Annotated in this window: 21 protein-coding genes; 12 read left to right on the top strand and 9 right to left on the bottom strand. The window is 70.9% G+C overall.

What is annotated here, in order from left to right; genetic code table 11:
• Nucleotides 1-20: 20 nt before the first annotated feature.
• Nucleotides 21-668, top strand: coding sequence for a CGNR zinc finger domain-containing protein (locus ACFPA8_RS05875; protein ID WP_386443323.1), 648 nt, complete (start codon nt 21-23; stop codon nt 666-668).
• Here the strand turns inward: ACFPA8_RS05875 and sodX are convergent.
• Nucleotides 554-1036: a nickel-type superoxide dismutase maturation protease gene (gene sodX, locus ACFPA8_RS05870; protein WP_386443321.1), complete on the bottom strand. Its 483-nt coding sequence runs from the start codon at nt 1034-1036 to the stop codon at nt 554-556. The genes ACFPA8_RS05875 and sodX overlap by 115 nt on opposite strands.
• A gap of 152 nt (nt 1037-1188) precedes the next feature.
• On the opposite strand from sodX, the gene sodN reads away from it, so the two are divergent.
• Nucleotides 1189-1584 carry a superoxide dismutase, Ni gene (gene sodN / locus ACFPA8_RS05865; RefSeq protein WP_386443318.1) on the top strand — a complete coding sequence of 132 codons (396 nt, stop codon included), beginning with the start codon at nt 1189-1191 and terminating at the stop codon, nt 1582-1584.
• Between the two features lie 430 nt (nt 1585-2014).
• Here sodN and ACFPA8_RS05860 read toward each other — a convergent pair whose 3' ends face one another.
• Nucleotides 2015-3169, bottom strand: coding sequence for a methyltransferase (locus ACFPA8_RS05860; protein WP_386443316.1), 1155 nt, complete (start codon nt 3167-3169; stop codon nt 2015-2017).
• Between the two features lie 9 nt (nt 3170-3178).
• Complete coding sequence (locus tag ACFPA8_RS05855) at nt 3179-4036, bottom strand: EamA family transporter (protein ID WP_386444634.1); 858 nt, start codon at nt 4034-4036, stop codon at nt 3179-3181.
• Nucleotides 4037-4185: 149 nt separating this feature from the next.
• On the opposite strand from ACFPA8_RS05855, the gene ACFPA8_RS05850 reads away from it, so the two are divergent.
• Nucleotides 4186-5094 carry a LysR family transcriptional regulator gene (locus ACFPA8_RS05850; protein WP_386443313.1) on the top strand — a complete coding sequence of 303 codons (909 nt, stop codon included), beginning with the start codon at nt 4186-4188 and terminating at the stop codon, nt 5092-5094.
• A 114-nt stretch (nt 5095-5208) separates the two neighbouring features.
• Nucleotides 5209-5445 carry a hypothetical protein gene (locus ACFPA8_RS05845; protein ID WP_386443310.1) on the top strand — a complete coding sequence of 79 codons (237 nt, stop codon included), beginning with the start codon at nt 5209-5211 and terminating at the stop codon, nt 5443-5445.
• Nucleotides 5446-5517: 72 nt separating this feature from the next.
• Here ACFPA8_RS05845 and ACFPA8_RS05840 read toward each other — a convergent pair whose 3' ends face one another.
• Together ACFPA8_RS05840 and ACFPA8_RS05835 are read right to left on the bottom strand one after the other, a co-directional pair.
• Nucleotides 5518-6048, bottom strand: coding sequence for an NUDIX hydrolase (locus tag ACFPA8_RS05840; RefSeq protein ID WP_386443308.1), 531 nt, complete (start codon nt 6046-6048; stop codon nt 5518-5520).
• An 88-nt stretch (nt 6049-6136) separates the two neighbouring features.
• The gene (locus ACFPA8_RS05835) at nt 6137-7534 is read right to left on the bottom strand and encodes a transcriptional regulator (RefSeq protein ID WP_386443305.1); all 1398 of its coding nucleotides are present in this window, start codon (nt 7532-7534) and stop codon (nt 6137-6139) included.
• Nucleotides 7535-7763: 229 nt separating this feature from the next.
• Here ACFPA8_RS05835 and ACFPA8_RS05830 point away from each other — a divergent pair, with 229 nt between their 5' ends.
• The 6 genes from ACFPA8_RS05830 to ACFPA8_RS05805 all read left to right on the top strand — a co-directional run bounded on the left by ACFPA8_RS05830 (nt 7764) and on the right by ACFPA8_RS05805 (nt 13201).
• Nucleotides 7764-9353 carry a hypothetical protein gene (locus tag ACFPA8_RS05830; protein ID WP_386443302.1) on the top strand — a complete coding sequence of 530 codons (1590 nt, stop codon included), beginning with the start codon at nt 7764-7766 and terminating at the stop codon, nt 9351-9353.
• 65 nt (nt 9354-9418) lie between these two features.
• Nucleotides 9419-10009 carry an N-acetylmuramoyl-L-alanine amidase gene (locus tag ACFPA8_RS05825; RefSeq protein WP_386443299.1) on the top strand — a complete coding sequence of 197 codons (591 nt, stop codon included), beginning with the start codon at nt 9419-9421 and terminating at the stop codon, nt 10007-10009.
• A 133-nt stretch (nt 10010-10142) separates the two neighbouring features.
• The gene (locus tag ACFPA8_RS05820) at nt 10143-11051 is read left to right on the top strand and encodes a 1-aminocyclopropane-1-carboxylate deaminase/D-cysteine desulfhydrase (RefSeq protein WP_386444631.1); all 909 of its coding nucleotides are present in this window, start codon (nt 10143-10145) and stop codon (nt 11049-11051) included.
• A 9-nt stretch (nt 11052-11060) separates the two neighbouring features.
• Nucleotides 11061-11546, top strand: a complete 486-nt coding sequence (locus ACFPA8_RS05815) for a GNAT family N-acetyltransferase (protein WP_386443296.1) — start codon at nt 11061-11063, stop codon at nt 11544-11546.
• Nucleotides 11547-11801: 255 nt separating this feature from the next.
• A complete protein-coding gene (locus ACFPA8_RS05810) occupies nt 11802-12224 on the top strand; it encodes an ATP-binding protein (RefSeq protein ID WP_045862715.1) in 423 nt (140 codons plus the stop codon).
• On the top strand, nt 12221-13201 hold the full coding sequence (locus ACFPA8_RS05805; protein ID WP_386443294.1) for an RNA polymerase sigma factor SigF: 981 nt from the start codon (nt 12221-12223) through the stop codon (nt 13199-13201). Before ACFPA8_RS05810 ends, ACFPA8_RS05805 begins: the two co-directional genes overlap by 4 nt.
• A gap of 135 nt (nt 13202-13336) precedes the next feature.
• On the opposite strand, the gene ACFPA8_RS05800 is transcribed toward ACFPA8_RS05805, so the two are convergent.
• The gene (locus ACFPA8_RS05800) at nt 13337-13759 is read right to left on the bottom strand and encodes a hypothetical protein (protein ID WP_386443291.1); all 423 of its coding nucleotides are present in this window, start codon (nt 13757-13759) and stop codon (nt 13337-13339) included.
• 90 nt (nt 13760-13849) lie between these two features.
• On the opposite strand from ACFPA8_RS05800, the gene ACFPA8_RS05795 reads away from it, so the two are divergent.
• Nucleotides 13850-14818, top strand: coding sequence for a diacylglycerol/lipid kinase family protein (locus ACFPA8_RS05795; RefSeq protein ID WP_386443288.1), 969 nt, complete (start codon nt 13850-13852; stop codon nt 14816-14818).
• 316 nt (nt 14819-15134) lie between these two features.
• Nucleotides 15135-15398 carry a WhiB family transcriptional regulator gene (locus tag ACFPA8_RS05790; RefSeq protein ID WP_027747983.1) on the top strand — a complete coding sequence of 88 codons (264 nt, stop codon included), beginning with the start codon at nt 15135-15137 and terminating at the stop codon, nt 15396-15398.
• Nucleotides 15399-15650: 252 nt separating this feature from the next.
• On the opposite strand, the gene ACFPA8_RS05785 is transcribed toward ACFPA8_RS05790, so the two are convergent.
• The 3 genes from ACFPA8_RS05785 to ACFPA8_RS05775 all read right to left on the bottom strand — a co-directional run bounded on the left by ACFPA8_RS05785 (nt 15651) and on the right by ACFPA8_RS05775 (nt 20398).
• The gene (locus ACFPA8_RS05785; protein WP_386443284.1) at nt 15651-17147 is read right to left on the bottom strand and encodes a sensor histidine kinase; all 1497 of its coding nucleotides are present in this window, start codon (nt 17145-17147) and stop codon (nt 15651-15653) included.
• A gap of 471 nt (nt 17148-17618) precedes the next feature.
• Complete coding sequence (locus ACFPA8_RS05780; RefSeq protein WP_386444628.1) at nt 17619-18641, bottom strand: SIS domain-containing protein; 1023 nt, start codon at nt 18639-18641, stop codon at nt 17619-17621.
• A 170-nt stretch (nt 18642-18811) separates the two neighbouring features.
• Nucleotides 18812-20398 (bottom strand): glycoside hydrolase family 3 protein, encoded by a 1587-nt coding sequence (locus ACFPA8_RS05775; protein WP_386443282.1) that lies wholly within the window; start codon nt 20396-20398, stop codon nt 18812-18814.
• Nucleotides 20399-20491: the final 93 nt, after the last annotated feature.

Raw genomic sequence — 20491 nt, 5'->3', positions numbered from 1 at the left:
AGCGGCCGTAAGGATCACAAGTGGAACTCACCCATTACTCCGACATGGCGGTGCGCCTGGTCAACACCGAGCAGCCGGAGCGCGGCGAGGACACCCTGACGTCGGTGGAGTCCGTGAGGGAGCTGTGCGGGCCGAACCTCCAGATGGCCCGGCGCGCGGCGGAGGCGGACGTGGGCCGGCTCCGGGGCGTACGCACCCGGCTGCGCGCCGTCTTCAGCGCCGCGTCGGAGGGCGACGAGACACGGGCGATCGACCTGCTCAACTCGCTGCTGATGGAGTTCCCGACCAGTCCGCAGATCAGCGGGCACGGCAACCTCGACCAGGAAGGCCGCCCGCGCTGGCACATGCACCTGGCGGAGCACCCCGTCACGACAGCGGCCGGCTACGCCGCCACCGCCTGCATCGGCCTGGCCTTCCACCTCACCGACCTCGGCGTCGACCGGCTCGGCATCTGCCAGGCGTCCCCGTGCAGTCAGGCCTATCTCGACACGTCGACCAACCGCTCCCGCCGCTACTGCTCGGACCGCTGCGCGACCCGTGCCAACGTGGCCGCCTACCGTGCCCGCAAGCGGCTGGAGAGCGAAGAGGAGCCCGGCCGCACCCGCAGCGCCACCAGGGGACGTACCGCGGAGAACGCCCACCGCACAGCGGGCCAGAAAGACCGCTGACCCTCTCCCGACGGACGCAGGCGCAGCCATGCGCGTGCCACCACGAGATCGTCGGGTACGACGCCGAACTCCCGACTGTCATTGCGTACGTGCGGATTGTCACCGACCACCCACCAGCCGCCCGGCCGCCGCTCCACGGCGCGCTTGACGATCAGCAGGTCGTGCTGGAACGGATGCCGGAGCACCACCACGGCACCGGGACGGACAGCCGAGCCGTACTTCACCACCAGACGGTCGCCCGGCCGGAGCGTGGGCGTCATGGACGGGTTGTAGACCTCTGCCAGCCCGATCCGCTTCAGCGGACCCCCGCCGGGGCCGCCGTTCCCGCGCCTTCCGTGTCCGCCCGTTTCGATCGCCCGCTCCGGCATGTGTGCGCCTCACCTCGTCCCGGCATGTCCCGGCAGTTCTGCTCCAGCCAACACTGGACTTTTGTCCTAAGCCCACGGGGGCACACGCGAAATGGCCTCCCCCACGGAGTAATCTCACAGGTGAGAAGACGATCACGAGGAAGGACGGCTTTATGCTTTCCCGTCTGTTCGCCCCGACGGTTCAGGTCAGCGCCCACTGCGACCTGCCCTGCGGTGTCTACGACCCTGCCCAGGCCCGCATCGAGGCGGAGTCGGTCAAGGCCATCCAGGAGAAGTACCAGTCCAACGACGACCCGGCCTACCGCACCCGCTGCATTGTCATCAAGGAGGAGCGGGCGGAGCTCGCCAAGCACCACGTCTCGGTGCTGTGGAGCGACTACTTCAAGCCCCCGCACTTCGAGAAGTACCCGGAGCTGCACCAGCTGGTCAACGAGACGCTGAAGGCGCTCTCCACGGCGAAGGGCTCCACCGACCCGGCGACGGGTCAGAAGGCCCTCGACTACATCGCCCAGATCGACAAGATCTTCTGGGAGACGAAGAAGGGCTGACTCCTTCGAGCCGGTGGACCGGCGGTTCACATCCGCCCGTCCTCAGACCGCACCCGGTCCGCGAGCCGTCGCACACGGCCGCCACGACGGACCGGGTGCGGTCTTTTGTCCGCTCCCGCTCCCGCTCGCCCTTCCGGCCGCTCCGGCCGCTCCGGCCACCCAACACCCCTGCGGACGGATGGAGTTCGTCCTGGACGGCCGGCACCCGGGCGGCCCAGGAGGCGCTCACCGCGAAGTGCACGAAGAAGCTCGCCGAAACAGCGGCTCCCACCCGCCGCAGCCGCGTCGACGGACACGGCTTCCCCCGGTCTGCTCCGGTCGGGACATGCCGAGGTTCCTCCGGTACGGCTGCCCGTCGCAGGGTCCGGCTCCGGAGGCCCCCCGCCTGTCCCGCCGCTGCACCCGGGTGTGCGGCGGGCCCGGCGCCGCCTCATGCGGCAGCGGTCCGCAGCCTCCACAGCGACGTGATCTCCGCCTCGCGGGCCGCGTGCAGCGGGTCGGCGGGGTCCGCGGAGCGCGGGTGGTGCGGCCGGGTGTCCTCGCGGCCCGCGACCGACAGACCCGATTCCTCGATCCAGCCGAACAGCTCCTCGCGACTGCGCAGTTGCAGGTGTTCGGCGAGGTCGGAGAGGATCAGCCAGCCCTCCCCGTCCGGGACCAGCCGCTGCGCGAGCCCGGCCAGGAACCCCCGCAGCATGCGGCTGCCCGGGTCGTAGACGGCGTGCTCCAGGGGCGAGGTGGGCTTGGCGGGCAGCCACGGCGGATTGCAGACGATCAGGGAAGCCCTCTCGTCCCCGGGCGGGAAGAGGTCCGCCTCCACCACCGTCACGGTTGCGGCGGCCCCCAGCCGCCCGATGTTGTCGCGGGCGCAGGCCAGTGCACGCGGGTCCTGGTCGGTCGCGACGACGCGGTTCAGGCCGCGCCGGGCGAGTACGGCGCTGAGCACGCCGGTTCCGGTTCCGATGTCGAACGCCGTCCCGCCCGGCGGCAGTCGCGTACGGGCCACCAGGTCGACGTACTCACCACGCACCGGGGAGAACACCCCGTAGGCGGGATGTACGCGCTCTCCGTCCAGCGCCGGGACCGGCACGCCCCTCTGCCGCCATTCGTGCGCGCCGATCACCCCGAGAAGTTCGCGGAGCGGGACGAGAGAACGCCCGGGGACCGGCTCCCCGTACGCCTCCGCGCACGCCTCCCCCACCTCGGGCGCACGTCGCAGCGGCACGGAGTGGACCCCGCTCCCCGCATCGACGTCGAGCGGCACGAGCAGCATGCCCAGCACCCTCGCGCGCCTCGACTGGGCCTGCCGTTGCAAGTGGAAGTCCTCGCGAGGGCTCTCGCCCTGCCTGGGCTGCTTCCGGTCGACGCGGCGGCGCATGGCGGACAGCAGTTGGCGCGCCCCGTGGAAGTCGCCGCGCCACAGCAGCGCCGTGCCTTCGCACGCCAGCTTGTAGGCGGCGTCGGCGGTCATGCGGTCGTCGGCGGTCTGCACGCGCCGGGGCGGCTTCATGCCGTTCTCCGAGCGCCACAGCGCCGAACGTTCCTCGTCGTCCTCGGTCCAGCCGACCGTCTGCCGCTCGTTCACCGGCTCAGCCTATGGCGTGCGAGGGCGGTCTCCATCCCCGCCGAGCGCGTCCGCCCCGCGGGCCGGGGGCGTCCGGACCGCGCCCATGCTGGCGACGACCACCAGCGCGATCGCCACCACCTCCAGCGGCTCCAGGCGCTGTCCGAGCACCGCGAAACCCGCCGTCGCCGCCGCCACCGGCATGAGGCTCATCAGGAGGGCGAAGGTCGCGGCGGGCAGCCGCCGGAGGGCGAAGAGCTCCAGTGTGTAGGGCACGCCCGAGGAGAGCACCGCGACGGCAGCGCCCAGCCCGAGCGTCACCGGGTCCAGCAGGGCGCTGCGGGCGTCGGCCACGCCGAGCGGGGCGCTGAGCAGTGCGGCGATCCCCATCGCCAGCGCGAGCCCGTCCGCCCTCGGAAAGCGGGCACCCGTACGGGAGTTGAAGATGATGTAGGCGATCCACATGCCACCGGCCGCCAGTGCGTAGGCCACCCCGGCGAAATCGATGCGCCCGAAGCCGCTACTGCCCAGCAGGTAGACCCCGGTGAACGCCAGTACGGCCCACAGCAGGCTCAGCAGGCGCCGCGATCCGGCGACCGAGAGCACGAGCGGACCCAGCAGTTCCAGAGTCACCGCGGCACCCAGCGGGATGCGGTCGATGGCCTGGTAGAAGAGCGTGTTCATCGCGCCCAGGGCGATCCCCAGGCCCGCGACGGCGGTCCAGTCCGTACGCGAGTGGCCGCGCACACGTGGTCTGCACACGACGAGCAGGAGCAGTGCGGAGAAGACCAGCCGCAGTGCGACGACGCCCAGCGAGCCCGCGCGGGGGAAGAGTGTGACGGCGACGGCCGAACCGAGCTGCAGCGACATGGCGCTGCCGACGACCATGCCGACCGCGCCGAGCCTCCCTCCGCCCCGCCCGCCCGCACGGCCGCGGGAGGCGACCGCGGCGTGGTCACCAGTGGTCATACGGCCACGCTAGGGCGGTCGCGCCGAGCTGTGAAATGCCACTTCGCCGGTGGCTATGCTCCGTGGGCATGACCGCCGACCTGCGTCACCTGCGCGCGTTCCTCGCCATCGCGGACGCCGGCAGCGTGACGTCCGCAGCGGCTGTGCTGCGGATCAGTCAGCCTGCTCTGTCCCGGACCCTGCGGCAGCTCGAACAGCACCTGGGCGCCCGTCTCGTGGACCGTTCGACGCACCATCTGGAGCTGACCGCGGAGGGCCGCAGGTTCAGGGAGAAGGCGGCGACAGCCGTGGCCGTCGTCGACGAGGCGCTCGACCCGGCGCGGCTGCGTCCGTGGCCGCTGCGCCTCGGGCACGCCTGGTCGGCACTGGGCAGGCACACGACGCCCCTGCTGCGGCGCTGGAAGGAGCGTCACCCGGACACGCCGCTCGAACTGCTGCGCGTCGACGACCGGACGGCCGGCCTGCTGAGCGGGAAGGTCGACATCGCTGCCGTACGGGCGCCGATGATCCCCGCCGACGCCGAGGGCCTGCTGGGCGAGTGGCTCCGCAACGAACCCCGCGTGGCCGCCGTACCCGCCGACAGTGAACTGGCTGAAAAAAGCCGTTCGTTGACCCTCGAAGACCTCGCTGCGCACCCGATCGCCCTGAACACCGTCTCCGGTCTGACGACGCTCGATCTGTGGCCGGAGGAGATCCGGCCGGAGGAGAACGCGACGATCGGTGTCGCCAACACCGACGACTGGCTGGGCGCCATCGCGGCAGGCAACGCGGTGGGGGTCTCCACCTCCGCCACCGCCGAGATGCACCCGCATCCCGGTGTCGTCTACAAGCCGCTCGCCGGTGCCGCCGAGGTGCCGCTGATGCTCATGTGGCGTGAGACGCCCCGGGGATCCGGACGGCCAGGACACCCCGCCGTCCCCCGGCTGGTGGAACTCGCACTCGACGTGCTGGCCGGGGATGCGCGGGGAACCGCCTGATCACGGCATACGTTGAAGGGCCGGGGACAGAAGGTGCTTTCTGGCTTCTTCCCACGCGCACAGTCGCACAACGCACATGCAGGCACGCACACGCAGGCAACGGAAGGCAGGACGATGGCGGGTTTCCTCGACAGGGCCAAGGAGCAGGCGCAGCGCGGACTGGCGCAGGGCAAGGAGAAGATGGAGGAGGTCCAGGCCCAGCGCGCCGGCAGTGACCTGCTGCGTCGGCTCGGCGCCGCCTACTACGCCCAGCAGCGCGGCAGCGGCTCGCCCGCGGAGGTGCAGCAGGCGTTGTCCGCACTCGAGCAGCACATCGCACAGCACGGGGACGGTTTCCTGCGCAACCCCTGAACGTAACGGCCGGGCCCGGTCCTCGGTCCCCGGTCCGCGGGTGCGGGCCGGGGACCGAGGCGTGCCGGGCGACTATCCGAACCGAAGCCGGTACAGCATCAGCAGCGCCGCCGCCGTGTTCGCCGCGGGGACCTCACCCTTGGCGATCAGTTCCGGCGTCTCCTTCAGCGGGACCCACTCCCGCTTGTCCGATTCGAAGTCGTCCTCCGGATGACCGACATACGTGGCACCGTCCGACCAGTAGATGTGGTGCCGTGCATCGGTCAGCCCGTTGGAGGGCTCGACCGTCATCAGATGCTGCAGCGTCCCGGGCCGCCAGCCCGTCTCCTCCAGCATCTCGCGTGCCGCCGCCTCGGCGAGGTCCTCGCCGTCCTCCACGACTCCGGCAGCCAGCTCCCACCCCCAGCTGTCGGTGATGAAGCGGTGCCTCCAGAGCATCAGCACTTCGTTGCGCTCGTTGACGGCTGTGGCCATCGCCACCGGCCGCAGCCGGATCAGGTAGTGATCCAGATGACGGCCGTCCGGGAGTAGCACGTCCGCGAGGTTGACCCGTAACCACTGGTTCTCGTACACAGTGTGTTCACCCAGGTTCTTCCATTGCACGTATGTGCCCCCTTCCTGACGGAGGTTGGGCACATCCCAGCACGCTGCGGCGTACCTCTGACAGAGTCGCCGCCCCGCTTCCCTCCCCTCAGAGAGGCACTCGCAGCGTCTCCTCGATCAGCCTGGCCGCCCGGTCGACCGGCGTACCGGGATGCCGGAGCAGGTGCTCCCTCACCCGCCGCATACGTTGCCGCAGCCGCCGCGACTCGATGCCCTGCGCGTTGTCGACCATCTGCACCGCCGTCTCCGCGGCGCTCTCGGTCGCACCGCTGCGCAGTTCGACGTCGGTGAGCGTGGCCAGCCGGTTCACCCGGCCGCGCACGTGGGCGGGTGCCCTCGCCGCCTCCTCGGCATACCGGCGGGCGCTCTCCAGCTCGCCGAGTACGAGCAGCGCCTCCGCCAGACGCACCTGCACCAGGCCCGGCTGGACGTAGCCGGTCTCCTCCGGCTCCTCCTCGGGACGGATGCGCGTGGAGCAGCTCTCCGCACTCCGCATACGTTCGTACGCGCCCCGCCGGTCCCCTATGCGTGCGTACGCCCTCGCCTGCATCGCGTACAGATCGGTCGCCAGGGCCGGTGTGGAGTGCGGCCCCGGCGTGCGTAACACCGCCTCCGCGCAGGCTATGGCGCGCCTGTCGTCTCCGAGGAAGAGCGCCTGGTTGACGAGCAGCGCCACGACGTATCCGCCGAAGTGCCGGTCGCCGGAGGCCTTTCCCAGACGGAGCGCCTGGTGGAAGTAGCGCTGGGCGAGGCCCTGTTCGTCCGCGTCGTAGGCGCAGATGCCGCTCATGGCCGCCAACGACCCTGCGGCACGGCACAGTTCGCGGCCCGTCCGGTCGTCGTAGCTGCCGCGCAGCAGCGGCGCCACCTCGCCGGTGAGGAACCCGACGACGCGGGGGCGTGTCGCGACGCCGCCCGCGTTCCGGTACAGGTGCTCGTAGTGCCCTCTCGCGGCGTGCAGCACCGCCACGTCCAACTCGGAGACCTCGTGCGGGCCTTCGTGCGAGACGTCCAGGTCGTCCGGCGGGTTCTCCCACTCCCACACGGGTGCCACCGCGGCCGCACCCCGCAACAGGCCCGGCCCGGGCGCGTCCGTGTGCATCTGATCGGCTCGCCAGGACACGGCGGCCCGCTCCACGAACCGGCCGAGCGACGCGCCGCCTCCGGCGTCGTCCCCGGCCTCACCGGCCTGGTCGCCCTCGCCGGCATCCTGCACCGATGCCGCCGGTCCGCGGCCCGGCGGGCCGCCCATGCCGATGTCGCCGAGAGTGAGCGTGCGTCCCAGGCGGGAGCCGAGGATCTCGCAGATCATCTCCGGCACGCTGCCGCGCGGACGTTGGCCCTTCAGCCACCGCGCGACGGACGTGTGATCGTAACGCAGAGTCATGCCGTTCTCCGTCCCGAGACGGTTGACTCTCATGGCCAGACCGGCCCGGGAGATTCCGGACTGGTCAAGCAGTACGTCCAGTTGACTGTTGGGCTCCATCACGCCCTCCGGTCGTCCAACTCTTGTTTCGCAGAGTAACGGACATCCGTTCACACGGGGTGTGAAAGAGCCACCTGTGCGTGCACACAGCACATCTCCCGGAGAAGCGGAAGGTGCGGTTCGCTGGAAGCAGTCCGTACGCAGCGGCGTGTACGGAGAGCAACTGGAGGGAGCAGCACCATGAACGACCCGATCCGATTCCACTTCGAGGTCCGCCGGGCGGTCGGCCATGCAGCCTGACGCACGCCACCGGCGCGACCCGACGCCGAACAGCACACTGCGCGGCCTGCTCGCCGAGACACAGTGGACGCAGGAGGCGTTCGCCCGTGCCATCGCACGACTGGGCGCGGAGGCGGGAGTCCGGCTCAGCTACGACCGCACGTCCGTGGCCCGCTGGCTGCGCGGCAGCCGGCCCTCTCCCCGCGTGCAGGGTTTCATCGCGGAGGCCCTCTCCCGGCGGCTCGGCCGCCCGGTCACGGTCACGCAGCTCGGCATGGGCGACGGACGCAGCGGGGGCCACGGGCCCCGGACGGCGGAAGGCCGGGGGGAGCCGACGGAGTGGACGTACATCTCCAGCGCACGCCCGTCCCGTCCGGCCGACCAACTGGCCGCGCTCACAGCCGCGGTGGTGGGTCCGCCCCGGGCGGACCCGCCGCCGGCGGCGCCCTACCAGCTCACGCTCCTCGACCCGTCGGCACCCGGTCCGGCCGGACCGGCCGCTCCGGCGAAGGGCAACTCCCCTGCGGTTCGGGCCGGTTCACCGCGCGCCGAACGGCAGCCGGGGCACGAGGGCGTCGGCGACGTACCCACCGAGACGCCCGAGCCCCTCCGTCCCCGTCCGCCCCGGGACCACTCCCCCTCCTCCCGGGGCGGACGGCCCGCGCGGCGCACCGCGCCCGACGAGGTCGCCTCCGTACGCGAGCACGTGCGCTTCTTCTCCCAGCAGGCCGACCGGCACGGCGGCGGTCACATCCGCACGACGCTCGCCGCGTCGCTCGCCGCTCTCGTCCGCAGGCTGCGTACCGGCGGCGAGGGCCCCCACCACCCTCAACTGGTGGCGGGCGCCGCCCGGTTGAGCTACCTGCTGGCACGTGTCTACGCCGACGAGCAGCGGCACGGGCTCGCGCAGCGGGCCTTCCTCACCGCCGCCGAGCTGGCGGAGGAGGGCGACGACCCCGAAGGCGTGGCGCTGGTGCGACGGGCACTCAGCTCCCAGGCACACCAGCTGGGACACCGGCGGCAGAGCCTCGCACTGGCAGAGGCCGCCTGCGCGTCCGCCCCCGCCGACGCGGCGCCCTCGGCACGTGCCTTCCTGTTCGCGGGGCTGGCCGTCGCACAGGCCGGCCAGGGCCAACGTCTCCGCGCTCTCGCCGCGTTGCGCAGTGCCGAGCACGAACTGGCCCGTTCACCCGCTGACCTGACCACCGGTCCGGAGTGCCCCGACGGCGAACCCGTCGGCGCCTACCAGGACGCCGCCCTGCACTATCAGGCAGGCCAGGTGCGGGCGGCGCTCGGCGACCGCGACGGTGCCGTACGTGAACTGCGGTCCTCGCTGCGCTTCCGCCCGGAGGGCGAATGCCGCTCCCGCGCGCTGAGCGAGGCGGAGCTGGCCGAACTCCTGCTCGCGCAGGGCCGCTTGGAGGAGGCGTGCGCCGCCTGGGAGCTCTTCCTCGAGGACTCCGCCCTCATCCGGTCCGGCCGCGCCCGCCGCGCCCGCGACCGCATGCCGCGGCTGCTGCGTCCGTACGCCCAGGAGCACTGCGTACAGGGCCTGTTGACGCGGGCGGGCATGCCGCTCGGCAGGGTGACGGCGGAGTAAGTGCGGGACGAGCGGGGCATACCCCTCGAACACCACGAGAGCGCACAGGGAAGGTACGGGGCGAGATGGCCACACCCATCACAGCGAGCACCCTCCTCGAAGCCTTGGAGAAGGCGGGCGTCGAATTCAAGGAGGTGCGCGACTGGCGCAACCACAACCGCAACCACAAGGGCCCCTGGGGTCCCGTGCACGGCATCATGCTCCACCACACGGTGACCAGCGGTGCCGAGGAGACGGTCGACCTGATCTACGACGGCCGGTCGGATCTGCCCGGTCCGCTGGCGCACGGCGCCATCACCAAGGACGGCACCGTTCACCTGGTCGGACACGGCCGCGCCAACCACGCGGGCCTCGGTGACGACGACGTGCTACGCGCGGTGATCGCCGAGAAGAGCCTGCCGAACCCCAACCAGGCGAACACCGACGGCAACCGCTACTTCTACGGCTTCGAGTGCGAGAACCTCGGCGACGGCGAGGACCCCTGGCCCGAGGCGCAGCTCGACGCCATCGAGCGCACCGCCGCCGCGCTGTGCAAGCACCACGGCTGGAACGAGCGCTCGGTGATCGGCCATCTGGAGTGGACGGACCAGAAGACCGACCCGCGCGGCTTCACGATGGACGAGATGCGCAAGCGCATCGCTGCACGTCTGAAGTAGCAGGAGCCGGAGGGGCGGGCGGCGCGACAATGGAGCGGTGAACAGCAGCGCCCCCGCCCCGCAGCCTCCGCCGCACGCCGGCCACCGCGGCCGGCCGTGCGGAACCGCCCCCGCCGACGGAGGCGAGGACGCGCTGCTCGCCGCCGTCCGTCCTGCACCGGTGCTGCCCTCGCCCGTCCAGGAGCTCGACGACGCACGCTTCGCGCGGCGTGGCGTGCGTCTCCTGCTCAAGCGCGACGATCTGATCCACCCCGCCCTTCCGGGCAACAAATGGCGAAAACTCGCCCCTAATCTGCGTGCTGCGCTCGATTCCGGAGCCGGCACCCTCCTGACGTTCGGCGGCGCCTACTCCAACCATCTGCGCGCCACGGCCGCCGCCGGACGCATGCTCGGACTGGCCACGGTGGGCGTCGTCCGGGGAGACGAACTGGCCCGCCGTCCGCTCAACCCCTCCCTCGCCCGCTGTGCGGCCGACGGCATGCGTCTGCACTTCGTCTCCCGTGCCGCATACCGGCGCCGCCGGGAAACGGACTACCTCGCACAGCTGCGCGACCACCTCGGGCTCCCCGGCCGGGAGGGCACCCTCGTCATACCCGAAGGGGGCAGCAACTCCCTTGCAGTCGAAGGCTGTACGGCCCTGGGCCGCGAACTGTGCGACCGTGCCGACGTGGTCGCCGTCGCCTGCGGCACCGGTGGCACCCTCGCGGGCCTGGCGGCCGGGCTCGGCCCGGGCCGAAGCGCGCTCGGCGTCCCCGTCCTGCGCGGCGACTTCCTCAGCGGCGAGGTCCGCGACCTGCAACGATCGGCGTTCGGCGGCCCCCGGGGCGACTGGCGTCTGGACAGTCGGTTCCACTTCGGGGGCTACGCCCGCAGCACCCCCGAGCTGACCGGCTTCGCGGCCGACTTCGCCGCCCGCCACGGCCTGCCGCCCCTGGAGATGATCTACGTCGCCAAGCTGCTCTTCGGGCTCACGACGCTCGCGGAAGAGGGTGCGTTCACCCGGGGCAGTACCGTCGCGGCCGTTGTCACAGCACGGGGTTAGCCTTGCCGCATGATCAGATCCGCCGTCCCTGCCGACGTGCCGGCCATCCACGCGATGATCCGCGAACTGGCCGAGTACGAACGGGCGCTGGAGCACGCGAGAGCCACCGAGGAACAGCTGCACGATGCTCTCTTCTGCGAACACCCCGCCGTCTTCGCACTGATCGCCGAAGCGGACACGGAGAGTGACCCCGTCGGTTTCGCTCTGTGGTTCCGTAATTTCTCGACCTGGACGGGCACTCACGGTGTGTATCTGGAAGACCTCTACGTACGTCCCTCCGCTCGCGGCGCGGGACACGGCAAGGAACTGCTTTCAGCCCTTGCCGGAATCTGTGTCGAACGGGGTTATGAACGCTTCGAGTGGTGGGTATTGGACTGGAACGACCCCTCCATCGGTTTCTACAGATCACTCGGGGCCGAACCGATGAAGGACTGGACGGTCTTCCGCATGTCCGGAGAGCCGCTGCGCGCACTGGCAAGTGTCAACGCAGCGTAACCACTTCGGATTCACGACCTACGACCCCTAGCCACGGACAGTGCCCATATGTTTACTATGGGTGACGCTCATGTGCTGGGGCGCCGTAGATCCGTGCGGGCGACATCAGGTCGCGGATCGCGATAGCGTCGCAGGCGAACCATCGACAGCGTCAGGCCGTTGGTTCTCCGTGGAAGAGATCCACGGCTGCGCGGCGGACCGCGCACGCGCAACAGCGAACGAGCCGAACCGGCTTGTGCCACCTTGGAGGTGAGGGTGTCCCAGATCGCAGGTGAGCCCGTGGGGCAGGACGGACAGGACTTCGTCGAGGTCCGGTTGCCCGCGGCGGGTGCCTATCTGTCGGTGCTGCGCACGGCCACTGCCGGACTCGCAGCCCGCTTGGACTTCACCCTCGACGAGATCGAGGATCTGCGCATCGCCGTGGACGAGGCGTGCGCGATCCTCCTCCAGCAAGCCGTGCCGGGCTCCGTGCTCAGCTGTGTCTTCCGGCTCGTGGGTGATTCCCTCCGGGTCACTGTCTCGGCACCCACGACCGACGGGCGGGCCCCTGAGCGCGACACCTTCGCCTGGACTGTGCTCTCAGCCCTGGCCGGCGAGGTGGATTCGGCGGTTTCCGACGACCGTACGGTCAGCATCAGCCTGCACAAGAAGCGCGGTGCGGGCCCCGGAGCGCCGTGACAGCGCACGAGGCACGGGAGCATGGGACAGGCCGCACCGGTGCGGCGGCCGACCCGGTCGTGCCCGAGCAGGCCAGGCCGCACCCCGCCGACCCCACCAGTCAGCGACCGGAGCAGGCAGAGCGGGCGGACGCGATGGACATGCAGAAGCAAGAGACCCACGGACTCGGCCCCGGGCCCGGCGCGCGTGCTGCGCGGGCCACCCAGTTCGCGCATTTCGACCCGCGCGACCGCAGCGGAGCGCGCGCCATGTTCATCGCGCTGCGCAACCTGCCCGACGGCTCTCCCGAGCGCGCCGAGCTGCGCAACCACCTGGTGCGGATGCATCTCCCGCTGGTGGAGCACCTGGCCCGCCGCTTCCGCAACCGCGGTGAGCCTCTCGACGACCTGACCCAGGTGGCCACGATCGGCCTGATCAAGTCCGTCGACCGCTTCGACCCTGAGCGCGGCGTGGAGTTCTCCACGTACGCCACTCCCACCGTCGTCGGCGAGATCAAGCGCCATTTCCGCGACAAGGGCTGGGCCGTCCGCGTCCCGCGACGTCTGCAGGAGCTGCGGCTGTCCCTCACGTCGGCCACAGCCGAACTCTCTCAACTGCACGGCAGGGCGCCGACAGTTCACGAACTGGCGCAGCGCCTGTCGATCTCCGAGGAGGAGGTGCTCGAGGGCCTCGAGTCGGCGAACGCCTACAGCACGCTCTCGCTCGACGTTCCCGACACCGACGACGAATCCCCCGCAGTCGCCGACACCTTGGGGGCGGAGGACGACGCCCTCGAAGGTGTCGAGTACCGCGAATCACTCAAACCGCTTCTGGAGGAGCTGCCGCCGCGGGAGAAGAAGATCCTGCTGCTCCGCTTCTTCGGGAACATGACGCAGTCGCAGATCGCGCAGGAGGTCGGCATCTCCCAGATGCACGTCTCCCGGCTGCTGGCCCGCACTCTGGCCCAGCTGCGCGACCGGCTGCTCGTGGAGGAATAGAGCCGGCACAGCCAGCACCACGCCAGTCGCGCGCGTCCATCCGCAATGGGTGGGCGCGCGCGCACGTGGATGCGCGAGCTGTACACGTGGCCGCACCGCGAAGGCGCCCAGCCGGACGTCCCGTGCTGCGGCGCCTCAGGCGTCGCGCGGTCCGATGCCCAGCGCTTCGGTCGCTGTCGAGTTGACCAGACAGCCGAGAACAACGGCGCCCGTCAGCGCGATCGCGGTGCCTCCGGCGATCCACACGCCGCCGTTCTGCGCCATCTGGTAGCCCGTCGGCAGAGCGATCAACTGCACGATCATCGAAGGGCCGCGGCTCCACCGGCGGCGCAGCCACAGGCCACGCGCCGCGGCCAGCGGCAGTACGGACAGCGCCAGGACCGTCAGCGCCATCGTGACTGCCTGAACCATCCCGTCCGGCTTGTCCGTCGCCAGCATCACGAGCGACGTCACGCCGAAAGCGGCCACGACCAGACCTTCCAGGGCGGTCAGTACGGCGGCTGTCGTGAGCCGTCGTGGACGGCCGGCGGCGGAGGAGGTCTCGTTCACAGCTGACACAGGAGCAGCGTAGCCCTCCGCGCACGCCGGTTCGAAAGGCCGGTGCCCACTCCCCTGTGCCCGGCACGGCCGATGAGTACGCTGCACCCCATGCGCGCTCTCCTCGTCGTCAATCCGGTCGCCACCACCACCAGCCTGCGTACGCGTGACGTGATCACGCACGCGCTGGCCAGTGATCTCAAACTGGACGTGGCGACCACGGAGTCACGCGGCCACGCGCGTGAACTCGCCCGCCTCGCAGCACAGAACGGAGAGACGGAACTCGTCATCGGGCTCGGCGGGGACGGCACCGTCAACGAGATCGTCAACGGCCTGTTGCACGAAGGTCCGGACCCCGAACGCCTCCCCCGTCTCGCTGTCGTCCCCGGCGGTTCCACCAACGTCTTCGCCCGCGCCCTCGGTCTGCCCAACGACGCAGTCGAGGCGACGGGCGCACTGCTGAACGCGATCGAGACCCGCCGCGAACGCACGATCGGCCTCGGGCTGGCCTCCGGCGTCCCCGGTACGGACGACGCGGGAGTGCAGCCGCGCTGGTTCACCTTCTGCGCGGGCTTCGGGTTCGACGCCGGCGTGGTCGGGCGGGTCGAACAGCAGCGTGAGCGGGGAAAGCGTTCCACCCATGCTCTTTATGTCCGGCAAGTGCTGCGGCAGTTCCTGAAGGAGCAGCACCGCAGCCAGGGCACCATCACGCTGGAGCGGGAGGGCGAGCAGCCCGTCGAGGATCTGGTGCTTTCCATAGTCTGCAACACCGCTCCCTGGACCTACCTGGGCAACAAGCCCGTCTACGCCGCCCCCCGGGCGTCCTTCGACACCGCCCTCGACGTGCTCGGACTCTCCCGGCTGACATCCCTCGCGGTGGGCCGTTACGGCACCCAGCTGCTGACCTCGAGCCCCCGGCGCGGGCCTCGCGGTAGACATGCGGTAACCCTGCACGACCTGAAGGACTTCACCTTGCATTCCCAGGCACCACTGCCGTTTCAGATGGACGGAGACCACCTAGGAGTGCGTACGAGCGTGAACTTCACAGGCGTACGCCGTGCACTGCGTGTGATTGCTTAAGCGGAAGCCACGAAAGTCCTTTCACTCGAACGTTTAAACCAGGGTGCACCCCCTGGAAGTACGACTGTGAGTGAGTCGACACCAAGGAATCAAAAAAAACTTTCCGGAGGGGGTTGTATCCGCCGCCGAGGTTTGCGAGTCTCTTCATGGCGATCGGGACGGCCCCTCACGGCGGCCCCCAAGCGTCCGAATCCTCCCTCTCATTCCACTGGGACCCGTATCACAGTCGAACGGCGCCCCTTCCCTTGCGGGAGGATTCGTGAAAGCGTTCACATTCACAAGCATCAGCACCAACCCACGAGGAGAGGTAGCAGCCATGGACTGGCGTCACAACGCCGTTTGCCGCGAGGAAGACCCCGAGCTGTTCTTCCCCATCGGCAACACCGGTCCTGCGCTGCTGCAGATCGAGGAAGCGAAGGCCGTCTGCCGCCGCTGCCCCGTTATGGAGCAGTGCCTGCAGTGGGCCCTGGAGTCCGGTCAGGACTCCGGTGTCTGGGGTGGCCTCAGCGAGGACGAGCGCCGCGCGATGAAGCGCCGTGCCGCTCGCAACCGGGCGCGGAACAACGCCGCGACCGCTTGAGCCTGACGCTCACACCCTGCCAATCGCTGCATCCCGAGCCGCAGCACGCAGTGCCGAGACGCGCACCGCGTAAAAGACCTTGAGCCCCTTGTCCGACCGGACAGGGGCTCATCGTCTGTCCGGGCCCGGTCTCCCGGCCGTCTTCAGCCGAGGCGATCGCGTGTCCGATGCCGGGCGCCGCTCAACAGCCCTGCGGCACATGACGCTTCGCGCCTGCCGTCCCGGCATCTGCCTGCGTGAGCCGTCGCCGTCTCAGCGCTTGTCGCGCTTCTCCGCCGCGACCGGGAGGTCGAAGACGACACGCGTGCCACGGCCGCCCGGCGCTGGGACCATGTCGAACTCGCCGCCCAACTCCCCCTCCACCAGCGTCCGTACGATCTGCAGACCGAGGTTGCCCGCCTGTTTGGCCTCGAATCCCTCCGGAAGTCCGCAGCCGTCGTCCTGCACGGTGACCAGCAGCCGCCCCGGCTCCTTGCCTGTGCCTCCGCTCCGGACCGCACCGACCTCGATCGTGCCCTGTTCGCCCGGACCGAAGCCGTGCTCCAGCGCGTTCTGCAGGACCTCGGTGAGCACCATGGAGAGGGGCGTGGCGACTTCCGCCTCCAGCACGCCGAAATGGCCGGTGCGGTGCCCGTTGACACGACCGGGTGAGATCTCCGCCACCATCGCCAGGACGCGGTCCGCGATCTCGTCGAACTCGACGCTCTCGTCCAGTGTCTGGGAGAGCGTCTCGTGCACGATGGCGATGGAACCGACGCGTCGCACGGCCTCGTTGAGCGCCTCCCTCCCACGGTCGGAGTCCATCCTGCGGGCCTGCAGTCGCAGCAGCGCGGCCACCGTCTGAAGGTTGTTCTTCACCCGGTGGTGGATTTCGCGGATCGTGGCGTCCTTCGTCATCAGCTCACGTTCGCGGCGGCGCAGCTCCGTGATGTCGCGCAGCAGGATCAGTGAACCGATGCGGGTGCCCTTGGGTTTGAGGGGGATCGCGCGCAACTGCACGACGCAGTCGTTGGCTTCGACCTCGGCACCGCGCGGCGCCCAGCCGCTGGCGAGTTTGACCAGGGCCTCGTCGACCGGGGCACGGGAAGGCGCGAGTTCCGCCGTGACCTGGCCGAGGTGGAGTCCGACGATCTCGGTCGCCAGGCCCAGCCGGTGGTAGGCGGAGAGGGCGTTGGGGCTCGCGTACTGGACGACACCGTCGGCGTCGAGCCGGATGAGGCCGTCACCGACGCGGGGGATGTGGTCGATGTCGAGCTGCTGCCCGTAGAAGGGGAAGGAACCCGCCGCGATCATCTGCGCGAGGTCCGACGCGCTCTGCAGATACGTGAGTTCGAGCCGGCTCGGCGTGCGGACCGTGAGCAGATTGGTGTTGCGCGCAATGACCCCGAGGACACGGCCCTCCCTGCGCACCGGGATGGACTCGACGCGTACGGGGACCTCCTCGCGCCACTCCGGGTCTCCCTCCCGCACGATCCTTCCCTCGTCGTGCGCCGCGTCGAGGAGGGGGCGCCGGCCGCGGGGCACGAGGTGGCCCACCATGTCGTCCTGATGCGACGTGGGGCCGGTGTTCGGACGCATCTGCGCCACCGAGACGTAACGGGTGCCGTCGCGCGTGGGGACCCACAGCACGAGGTCGGCGAAGGAGAGGTCCGAGAGCAGCTGCCACTCGGAGATGAGCAGGTGCAGCCACTCCAGGTCGGTGTCGGAGAGGTCCGTGTGCTGGCGCACGAGGTCGTTCATCGAGGGCACAGCGGCGAGCCTACCGGCGGTCCGTGCCCGGTGGCGGGGACGGTGGCGGGGACGGGTCCTCCACGCTGCGTCCACAACCGGTGACCGGCACGACGGAATCCGTTGCGTATCGCACCCGGACTTCGTCATCTGGTGATGAAAATCCGCGATGGCATGGACAGACAAGAGTGGTCTAGTCCACAATGAACCCGAAGTAACACAGGCTTCTGCCCTCCCCGCACAGGAGGGCGGAGCGAGATCGCGGCGCTCTCTGCCCTGACTGCGCCCCGGTCTCCGGGCTCCGGGCTGCGGTGCCGGGCGGGTTGAGGGTCCCGCCCTGGTACCGCGGCCCGAAGTGCTTCCCGGGCGCGGTACCGGAGCGGTACCGCGCCCGGGGGGCCCGCGGATCAGGCCCGTCCGTACACGCCGGGCGCCCGTCCGTACTGGCCGGGCGCCCTCGCGTAGGTCCTCCGGGCGGCCCCGGGCGGACGTTCAGCGGGTCTCCGTCACCTTCGCCAGCGCCCTGGGCGCGTCGGGGTCCTGGCCGCGGGCGATGGTGACCTCGTAGGCGAGCATCTGCAGCGGGATGATCTCCAGGACCGGCTGAAGCTCCTCCGGAAGCCCGGTGGGCAGGGCGAAGCCGGCGGAGGCACGGGCGACCGCGTCCTCGCTGCCGATGACGACGAGGTCGGCACCGCGGTCGCGGAGCCTGTCGAGCACAGGCTGGAGCGCCTCGCCGCCCTTGCCCTCGGTGACGACCGCGATGACGGGGGAGACGTTGTCGACCATGGCGAGCGGGCCGTGCAGCAGGTCGGCGCCCGAGTAGGACAGGGCGGGGATGTAGCTGGTCTCCATCAGCTTCAGCGCCGCCTCCTTGGCCGTCGGATAGCCGTAGCCGCGGGAGGTGAGGACCATCCGTTCCGCGAAGCGGTAGCGCCCCGCCAGGGCCTTCACCTCGGACTGGCGGTCGAGGACGGAGCGGGCCAGGTCCGGCAGCGCCTTGGCCTTCTCCACACCGCTGCCGCCACGCATGCCCTCGACGAACAGGTACAGGGAGAGGAGTTCGGCCGTGTAGGTCTTCGTGGCCGGAAGGGCCTCTTCCGGACCGGCCAGTACGTCGATGTGGAACTCGCTGACCTCCGCGAGCGGAGAGCCCGAGTTGTTGGTCACGGCGAGGGTCAGCGCCCCCGCCTCGCGTGCCGCCTTCGTGGAGGCCACCAGGTCCGGGGAGCCGCCCGACTGGCTCACGGTGATGACGAGGCAGTCGGTCAGGTCGGGCTTCGCCTCGTAGGCGGTGGTGGTGGACATCGACGTGAGCCCGCACGGCTTGCCCAGCAGGATCTCCACCAGATACTTCGCGTAGAGCGCCGCGTTGTCCGACGTACCGCGCGCCGTGAGAAGCACGAAGCGGGGGCTGCGGGCGGCCACCTGCTCGGCGACCTCGCGGATCCGGGGCGCGCCCTCGTCCAGGATGCGGCGCAGCACGGCGGGCTGTTCGGCCATCTCTCCGGCCATGATGCGGCCCGGCTTGCGGCTCTCCGGTGGCGGAGCGGCGGGCGGGGCCGTGCGCTGCTCCCCGCCGCGGTCCGGAAGGGGCGACGAGGCGGGTGTCGAAGCCGACGGGGCGGACATGCTGGCTGCCTCCAGGGGGCTGTTCGGTGGTGCGTGACGGACGTACCGCGGCTTCAGACGCCGGCCCCCTTGCCGGCGATGACCTCCGCGGCTGCCCGTCCGCATACGCGGGCGGCTCCGTGGGTGGCGATGTGCAGCGCTCCCGCGGGCGGAGCCTGGGGCACTCCCATCTCGACCACGACCGTCTCCGGACGGGCGGCGAGCAGGGCGTCCAGGGCGCCGGCCATCCAGCGGTGACGGTGGACGTCGCGTACCACGGCGACGATCCTACGGCCGCCCGCAGCCCGCAGCACTTCCTCCACCAGCCCGGACGGGCCTCCCGCGCCCGGGCCCTGACCCGAACCGGCCGCTCCGCCCGCCTCGCCCGCCCGTCCCGCCCCGTACGTCGCCGCCTCCGTGCCGGGCAGCAGCAGCGAGAGTTCGGCGGCCACGCCCCACGGGGTCTCGCCTCCCACCGCGATGTTCGCCGTCGGGGAGAAGACCGCGACGAACGGCGCCCCGGTCAGGGGCCGGTGGGGCTCCGGCCCGGTGACGCGCAAGGCCCGGCGGGCCGCTTCCAGCCCGACGTCGCGTCCGCCGCTCTCCCCCTCGGGAAGGGGTGCTCTGCCCGCGGGGCTGCCGGCCCAGCCGGCGAGTGACCGTACGCGTGCGGCGGCGTCCGCGAGCCGGGCCTCGGTCAGTTCGCCCTCCAGCACGGCCCGTACCAGGGCGTCGCGCAGGCGCAGCACCGTCTCCTCGTCGGCCAGTCCCCCGCCGACGCACAGGGCGTCGGCGCCCGCGGCGACGGCGAGGACGCTGCCCCGCTCCAGTCCGTAGGTGGCGGAGATGGCCTGCATCTCCATGCCGTCCGTGACGATCAGCCCCGTGTGGCCGAGACCGCCCTTCTCCCGCGGTGCGCGCAGCAGACCGGTGAGCGCCGCGGGACTGAGCGTGCCGGGCAGTGAGGGGTCGAGGGCGGGCAGCAGGATGTGGGCGCTCATGACGCCCTTGCTGCCGGCGGCGATCGCCGCCTGGAAGGGGACGAGTTCACGTTCGTACAGGGTGCGCAGATCCGCGTCGATGCGGGGCAGCGCGTGATGGGAGTCGACTGCGGTGTCGCCGTGACCGGGGAAGTGCTTCACGCATGCGGCGACCCCCGCCGCCTGAAGGCCCTCGATCCAGGCGACGGTGTGCCTGGCGACCAGCGCCGGGTCGTCGCCGAAGGAGCGGACGCCGATGACGGGGTTGTCCGGGTTGGAGTTGACGTCGGCGGAGGGCGCCCAGTTGAGGTTGACCCCGCAGGCGGCGAGACGGCGGCCGAGTTCGTGTGCGACCGCCCGCGTGAGCTCGGGGTCGTCGACGTGGCCGAGGGCGAGGTTGCCGGGGAAGGAGGAGCCGGAACGCGCCTCCAGGCGGGTCACGTCCCCGCCCTCCTCGTCGATCGCGACCAGTACGTCGGGACGTACGCGCCGCAGCTCGGCGGTGAGCGCGGCGAGCTGCTCCGGTGATTCGATGTTGCGGCCGAACAGGCCGACGGAAGTGAGACCTTCGCCGAGCTGCCGCAGCAGCCATTCGGGCGCGCTGGTGCCGGTGAAGCCGGGTTGCAGCACGGTGAGCGCGTCCCGGGTGAGGCTCTCGGTGCCGGTTGCGAGCGTGGTCATGTGGCGCATTGTCCCTTCACTGTCGGCCCTTCGCCGCCGGACGGCGGACGTGCGGGTGCGGGCGGGAGACGGGCGGGATGAGCGGAGAATCGG

The sequence above is a fragment of the Streptomyces ovatisporus genome (genome assembly GCF_042653885.1).
In the GTDB taxonomy this organism is placed as follows: Bacteria; Actinomycetota; Actinomycetes; order Streptomycetales; family Streptomycetaceae; genus Streptomyces; species Streptomyces ovatisporus.
This window is presented reverse-complemented; position numbering and strand designations above follow the sequence as displayed.

What these genes read in the sequence shown, in the direction of transcription:
- ACFPA8_RS05850 (WP_386443313.1), top strand. Translation starts at nt 4,186, where the DNA reads ATGACCGCCGACCTGCGTCACCTGCGCGCGTTCCTCGCCATCGCGGAC.
- sodX (WP_386443321.1), bottom strand. Translation starts at nt 1,036, where the DNA reads ATGCCGGAGCGGGCGATCGAAACGGGCGGACACGGAAGGCGCGGGAAC.
- ACFPA8_RS05830 (WP_386443302.1), top strand. Translation starts at nt 7,764, where the DNA reads ATGCAGCCTGACGCACGCCACCGGCGCGACCCGACGCCGAACAGCACA.
- ACFPA8_RS05775 (WP_386443282.1), bottom strand. Translation starts at nt 20,398, where the DNA reads ATGACCACGCTCGCAACCGGCACCGAGAGCCTCACCCGGGACGCGCTC.
- ACFPA8_RS05815 (WP_386443296.1), top strand. Translation starts at nt 11,061, where the DNA reads ATGATCAGATCCGCCGTCCCTGCCGACGTGCCGGCCATCCACGCGATG.
- ACFPA8_RS05795 (WP_386443288.1), top strand. Translation starts at nt 13,850, where the DNA reads ATGCGCGCTCTCCTCGTCGTCAATCCGGTCGCCACCACCACCAGCCTG.
- ACFPA8_RS05835 (WP_386443305.1), bottom strand. Translation starts at nt 7,534, where the DNA reads ATGGAGCCCAACAGTCAACTGGACGTACTGCTTGACCAGTCCGGAATC.
- ACFPA8_RS05845 (WP_386443310.1), top strand. Translation starts at nt 5,209, where the DNA reads ATGGCGGGTTTCCTCGACAGGGCCAAGGAGCAGGCGCAGCGCGGACTG.
- ACFPA8_RS05825 (WP_386443299.1), top strand. Translation starts at nt 9,419, where the DNA reads ATGGCCACACCCATCACAGCGAGCACCCTCCTCGAAGCCTTGGAGAAG.
- sodN (WP_386443318.1), top strand. Translation starts at nt 1,189, where the DNA reads ATGCTTTCCCGTCTGTTCGCCCCGACGGTTCAGGTCAGCGCCCACTGC.
- ACFPA8_RS05855 (WP_386444634.1), bottom strand. Translation starts at nt 4,036, where the DNA reads ATGGTCGTCGGCAGCGCCATGTCGCTGCAGCTCGGTTCGGCCGTCGCC.
- ACFPA8_RS05790 (WP_027747983.1), top strand. Translation starts at nt 15,135, where the DNA reads ATGGACTGGCGTCACAACGCCGTTTGCCGCGAGGAAGACCCCGAGCTG.
- ACFPA8_RS05780 (WP_386444628.1), bottom strand. Translation starts at nt 18,641, where the DNA reads ATGGCCGGAGAGATGGCCGAACAGCCCGCCGTGCTGCGCCGCATCCTG.